We start from the raw sequence: 6014 nt of genomic DNA, 5'->3' as shown, positions 1-6014 counted from the left end.
ATGCATAAATCCTCCGAAAGAAATATGTGATAGAATAATTATTTAAAAAGCAATGCCCGCAACTGGCACGCTACTACTTCCTTTCGGAGGAAGAGCGAGGCTGCGGGCATCTGCCTCAGGGCAACCTCAGAATACAAAAGCAAAAAACAAAAGTCAAGTTAAATCTGTAATAACATTTATGACTTGGCTTTTTGTATTTGTGCGTAGAGAGATTCAAAGCACTCAGGGCAAATGTGCAGCGTTTTGCAAACAGTTGCCTCTGTGTGGTTTTCGCACACAAAACAGTTCCAGCCAAAACTAGGCATTTGTAATGGTTGGAGTGAGACTGTAGGTGTGCCGTCAGGGGCAGCAGGAGCGTTTTTAGCGGCATAATACTGCTGCACCCAGTATTTTACGGTCTGTAAATTTGCGCTCGTTTCAACGGCGTATTTGGCATAACTGAGCTGCTGAGCTGTATCATCGATTTTGCTTAGTTCCAGGGCGTGTGATATTTGGAGTTTTCCCTCGTGAACGAACGATTGAATTTCTTCGCTCATAGAAATAAGCTTGATTCGAGCGGACACGTAAGATTCCGGTTTGCCAGTTAGGTGGCAAAGTTTTTTCAAATCATAACCACCGTCTTTGATTAGCGACGAATATGAACAGCCCTCTTCATATGGAGAAAGATCGCTGCGATAAAGATTCTCGTGTAGCATAGCGCCGACGTCAGCGGAGACATCTGCTCTGGTAACGAATGCAGCAATAAAGTTTTGTCTGAGGAGCTTAGCTGCTTCCAGGCGGCGCGAACCAGTCTGTAGAATATAACGCGCGCCACATTCCACAACGGTAATAGGATTGATGAGGCCAACCTTAGCGATTGAGTCAGCGAGTTCGGACAAAGATTCGGGTTCATAATTTTTCCTACTTTGATTTGGATTTGGATCTATGAGATTGATGGATATGTTTCTTAGCTGCCGATTTTCGCTTGACATTTTCATTTCCTTTCTTCGTGATTTGATTTAGCGCGGTTTGTGGTGAAGCTACGAGACGGTGGTAAGATAGAGTGGACTCATCAACCGCGGCGCATTGAAAATATTCGCTGCGATTTATATTCATCTCTCTTCGCATTGGCGCGGGGATAGATAACATAATACTGTTTCCTTGCTTAACAGCTCTGACTATATACATAAAACCTCCGTAATAATTGTAATTGGAATTTGGGTTACCACGGCTATTGCCGTCTATAAGAAGGTAGTAATAACAATAAGTATTGTCAAGTAAAAAATAATTATAATACGAAGACTTTAACGCCGTAAGACTGAGCAAAGCGGACGAGTTCAACGTCGTTATAAGCAGTAATGATAATGAGGTCTTTGACTTTCAGAATTGGATACGTGGTTTTAAAAAGGGAATTATAAGACAACAGCTGCCCTAAGGCAGAGTGAATTTTATTTGCTTTTACTTCGATAATGTCGAGCTCTATTGGAGTATGGAAAGCTACGCAGTCGATTCTTTTAGCAAGAGTGCCAGCTTCGAGCCGTGCCTGTGGGCTGGGATTTGTAACCGAATCTTCTGCGTATTTTCCAACTTTTATGTCATAATCAAATCCGATGTAATTATCAGCGAGCCCGGACTTGAGCCAGAGGGAAAGTATTTCCGCATCCGATACGCCGAAATGCGGAAACCTAATTAGATCAGTTTTGCGGTAGCGAGGGCTTGGTATGATAGAAGTTGTGGACATAAACTTACAGGACTTGTGTCCAATCAATCACGCCATCAGTTCCAGCCGTGCCGTTGGTGCCGCCAAGTGAGCCCATGCCATTTATTCCGCCACTAGCGTAGAGGGTGCCGTTCTGTGGAGAAGTAGAGAAGACGGTTATTCGTCCGCCACCGCCACCACCGCCACCACCGGAATTGCCGCCAATACCATTTTGACCGGGTTCACCCTGTGCAAGAAAAGAGCCACCATCGTTGTTTATAACTTTGGCATTTATAGTTAGCAAGCCAGCTCCGGCTCCACCATAACCGCCTTCGAAACCGACGCCATTGCCACCGCCTGCACCGCCACCTGCACCCGCGCGCAGTGAGTTATTAACCTGAAATATAAAACCGAAAAATAATTTACAGAGTGCTAACAATATCGTTACAACGTGGGCTTGACCCGGATCGGTTTCACTTACGCCGCCGGCGCCGCCTGGATTGACGCTACCATCGCCGCCATTACCACCTTGACCGCCCACGCCAAGCGATACCTCGCCCATACCCAGCCCGCCAGCACCAACTGCGTTGGGAGCTCCATCCATTCCAGCACCGAGAAAGGAGACTGGCTGCGCGACGTTACCTAACCCGTTCGCACTTATTATACCGTTATTACGCAGTGTATCTTTTACAATAAGTGGATTGTTCATTGTGCGCAGAGTCACGCCGCCCATCACTACAACGTTTTGGTAGCGCATATTAGGAAGGAGATCGGTATCGACGTCAAATATTATATTGCCGTCTTTCCCGTCGCCGAAATCGTGTAAATCTTTAGCGGTTATAGATGCAGGATTGAATAAACCCATTTTAGACCTCCGTAATAATAACGTTCGAACCGGCAGCAACTGAGATAGCCGATACAGAGCCGAAGTAAGGAAAATCAGAAAATTCGCCGAGAGTAAAAACACCACCGTTTGGGTTTAAGCGGATTCCCTCAGCGGTGACTGCTACTTGGCCGAGACTTAAATAAACGATGTTAGCGGAATCGTTACAGATAGTGCAGAGCTTACGGTTTGGATTAGGATTGAGTAGCACTACTGATGCAGCCGCTACATTTATACCCCTGGAAGTAAGAGAAGCGTTGGAGAGTGCCCGCTTCTCTTCATCCGAGAGTGTGACGAAGTCACGCATTAGGTGCTGAGCTCCGCCCAGAGTGAACTAACGATAACGGTAAGCGCGTTTTCGTTATTCACAATGTCGATCATAGTGCTGGCGATGTTCGCACTATCGATTACAGGGATAGTTGCGAGACCAGTTTTTAGCGATAACTTTTTAAACCAGTCTTGAGCGACCGTTCGCTGTGCGATATTGCCAGGGCAGCCGATGCGCAGGTTGCCAGTATCCGGCCCAGTAATGCCGATAGTTTGACAACGAAGGTTTGCACGAAGACCGAGTAACGCATACTTGGTATTGCCTTTTAGCACACCGACGTTAGCGGCTGCATTGAGTAACACTGCACCGCTATAGCCACCTGCAACGCCGCACACGTGGGTTGTGTGGAGTGTTTTCAGGTTTTTTATTTTGTCCTTGATTTCGTCGAATGTAAACAGCTGACTATCGATGCCTTTCATGTCGTCATACTGTAAGAGCAAGCTGACGTTATCCTGATCGAGCGCGGCGGCGGTGCCGCTCATATTCACGGCAAGTGTATCTTCGCTTTTTACTTCCTGAGAAATACCGGGCGCAAATAGCGGCTCGGTTTCGGCAGCCGGAACTAAAAAGTTTAGCGCGTTGAGCTGGTCGTGCAAGAGCGGGGACGCGATGTTAATCATGCCGCCGGTTTGCAGAAAAGCCCACACGCTTAATAAACGAATCCTGGCATCTGAAACTGATTCACGCATCGTGAGTGAATCGTTTGCGACCATCACGATCGGCAGACCAGGCGCGGCGGGCGCCGCGACAAGACCGCCTGTAATTACATGCAATGCTTTACCCATTTTATTTTATCCTTGATTAGTTAGTCGATGGATTACCGAGAGCCATAGAGAGGACGCCTTCTTTTCCTTGGCTTGATGTCCAAGTGATGCGAACGTAGCCCTCACGATAATTTTCGGCTGTGAATTTTACGGTGTCTGATTCGATGACCGCAGTTTGTAGTATTACGTTACCACTATTTGAAAGCGTCTTTGAAGATTCGGTGGCACTTATTGCCTGACAAGCAATGAGCGCTACCTCTTGCACCACAGAGGCAATCTGAGTGCAGTATGTTCCAGATTGCGGGCTTTGAAAAAGTCCGCAACCTGAAACCGAAGCCATCGTTACGCCAATTACGATGGTGAGTATGACTGTTCGCACGTGCATTTATTTAACTTTCATCTGGTGGAGTGCGTTGGCAACAATAGTTACACGTTGCAGATTGCGCGGATCGCCTTTGACACCACGCGGTGGAAGAGTAAGCGCGCTTACAGTGCTAAGAACGCGACCGATGCCAGAGCCGAATGCGTCTTGCGATGCTGCGATGCCGGGAGCCCAGCGCGCTCCACCTTTTTCGACAGCATTTTTCTTTTGTTTCTCCGAGCCGGCTGCCGAGACGCCTTTACCGAAGCGACCTGCGTTTGCTGCGGCGATGACGGAAGTTTTGTAGTTATCTTCCGACGCTTTGGTGGCTGTAGCCCAATCGATGCTCGGATTGGCAACGCCGGTCGTGTAGTCAACGGTAGCACCCTGTGAGCGTCGTGCCCACTTTTCAGCGGCTGCGCTTGAGGAAATTACGGGGATAGACATGTTGTAACTCCTTTAAAAAATGAATAATTTTTTGTTGGCGTTGGAACAAACATAAATAATTACAGATGTAATGTCAAGCACAGATAGTAGCCGCGCAAATGCGCGGCTTATTATTTAAAAAAATAAGAGTGATTGCCCTAAGGCAGTAATGGTGGCGTATGTGCTAATACCCAGCCCATTTACAAGGAAAGAAAGACTTCCTCGGTATGCTTATTTTGCTTAATTATCGGTCTTTATAATTGGGGCGTTAAAACGGTTATTTGTATTTAAACGGGTGTTTTGTTTTGATTCTTGCATTTAGCTTAATGTTGCTGTGGCGTTATAGTGCTGAGAAGTCAGCCCCTGGTTGAAGTCTTTCAGTCCTTGTATCGTCTGAATTTAAAACGGTTGAGACACCTGGGCTAACGAGATCCAGTAACGAACGGTTAGAACGTGTAGAAAAATTTTTTTGCAAAGCAAACGACGAAATCAGGCTACGAGGCGTAGCCGAGTAGGCTGAGTGTGTAAGATGCGAGCGCGAGTCTATTCCAGCCGGGGGACAACAATGGATGCGGACGCGACGAAGCGGCTGGTTTTGTCAGACGCAAGGCGTGGCTGCCGGCAGTGAACGAACGGTAATAACGAGAGCCAGCTTTTGCTTTACTGAGCCGGCTTGAGATAGCCGTTGCGAAGTTACATCCGCCGTGCAGTCCGAGCAATGCCACCGCCGTAACTGCACAAATAATAACGAGCGACTGAAGTTGAGCGAGTTGTGCAGTTGTGCATATTGCTTTGTTATAGACCAAAAGAGTAATTAAGACGTTTACTTTCAAACCTGCACTGAATAGATTTGGGCTATAACAAACACATATGCAGAGGCGGTGGCGAGCGAGGACTGCGAATTAGCAACATAATCGAATTTGACGAATTATAGTCTTCCTACGAATTAGCAACATAATCGAATTCGACTAATTATAGTCTTCCTACGAATTAGCAACATAATCGAATTCGACGAATTATAGTCTTCCTACGAATTAGCAACATAATCGAATTCGACGAATTATAGTCTTCCTACGAATTAGCAACATAATCGAATTCGACGAATTATAGTCTTCCTACGAATTAGCAACATTATTATTTTGAGAAAAAAAGCGCCTAAAAAAAATTATAAAAAAGCGCCTAAAATGCGGGCTTCTCGGTATCGGTGGGTGCTGGTGTGGCTGGTAAATCATTCCTTATTCGATCTATCTTGCGTAATAATTGTTCGACTGGTGTTTTCTTGAGCAAATTAAAACGCTCATTTCCGTTGTTGTAATGCCCGTCCGCGCCAAATACAATTGAGTTCTTATTTAAGCGCACCGCTGGTTTACAGCCCTCGTTCATCTGCGCATCGTCTTCTAACTTCTGAAATAATTCGTAAGCTGATTCGAGCGAATTATAGTTCCCGACGAATTCATATTTTTCTGTTGGCGGCACCAACTTAACATTGCGAGATGTTGCGATTGTTCGCACTCTGTTTTTCCAAAGTATAAAACCGAGGCGATGCGGATCCTGAATTGTTTTTTCCATCTCCT

General features: G+C 46.2%; 6 protein-coding genes. All 6 read right to left on the bottom strand.

The window, feature by feature from the left end:
• Nucleotides 1-176 precede the first annotated feature (176 nt).
• Nucleotides 177-971: a ParB/RepB/Spo0J family partition protein gene (locus tag WC356_07195; GenBank protein ID MFA5382929.1), complete on the bottom strand. Its 795-nt coding sequence runs from the start codon at nucleotides 969-971 to the stop codon at nucleotides 177-179.
• A 296-nt stretch (nucleotides 972-1267) separates the two neighbouring features.
• Complete coding sequence (locus WC356_07190; GenBank protein MFA5382928.1) at nucleotides 1268-1720, bottom strand: hypothetical protein; 453 nt, start codon at nucleotides 1718-1720, stop codon at nucleotides 1268-1270.
• Between the two features lie 4 nt (nucleotides 1721-1724).
• Nucleotides 1725-2543: a hypothetical protein gene (locus WC356_07185; GenBank protein MFA5382927.1), complete on the bottom strand. Its 819-nt coding sequence runs from the start codon at nucleotides 2541-2543 to the stop codon at nucleotides 1725-1727.
• Between the two features lie 324 nt (nucleotides 2544-2867).
• Nucleotides 2868-3674, bottom strand: a complete 807-nt coding sequence (locus tag WC356_07180) for a hypothetical protein (GenBank protein ID MFA5382926.1) — start codon at nucleotides 3672-3674, stop codon at nucleotides 2868-2870.
• A 364-nt stretch (nucleotides 3675-4038) separates the two neighbouring features.
• Nucleotides 4039-4461 (bottom strand): hypothetical protein, encoded by a 423-nt coding sequence (locus WC356_07175; GenBank protein MFA5382925.1) that lies wholly within the window; start codon nucleotides 4459-4461, stop codon nucleotides 4039-4041.
• A gap of 1158 nt (nucleotides 4462-5619) precedes the next feature.
• Nucleotides 5620-6014 (bottom strand): hypothetical protein (locus WC356_07170; protein MFA5382924.1); only part of this gene is annotated, 395 nt, incomplete at its 5' end.

The sequence above is a fragment of the Candidatus Micrarchaeia archaeon genome (genome assembly GCA_041653315.1).
Taxonomy (GTDB): domain Archaea; phylum Micrarchaeota; class Micrarchaeia; order Anstonellales; family JAHKLY01; genus JAHKLY01.
The sequence above is the reverse complement of the archived record's forward strand: the minus strand, read 5'-3'. Positions and strand labels throughout refer to the sequence as shown.

Bases quoted from the DNA above. Each gene is read 5' to 3' on its own strand.
- WC356_07175 (MFA5382925.1), bottom strand. From the start codon at position 4,461: ATGTCTATCCCCGTAATTTCCTCAAGCGCAGCCGCTGAAAAGTGGGCA.
- WC356_07195 (MFA5382929.1), bottom strand. From the start codon at position 971: ATGTCAAGCGAAAATCGGCAGCTAAGAAACATATCCATCAATCTCATA.
- WC356_07190 (MFA5382928.1), bottom strand. From the start codon at position 1,720: ATGTCCACAACTTCTATCATACCAAGCCCTCGCTACCGCAAAACTGAT.
- WC356_07180 (MFA5382926.1), bottom strand. From the start codon at position 3,674: ATGGGTAAAGCATTGCATGTAATTACAGGCGGTCTTGTCGCGGCGCCC.
- WC356_07185 (MFA5382927.1), bottom strand. From the start codon at position 2,543: ATGGGTTTATTCAATCCTGCATCTATAACCGCTAAAGATTTACACGAT.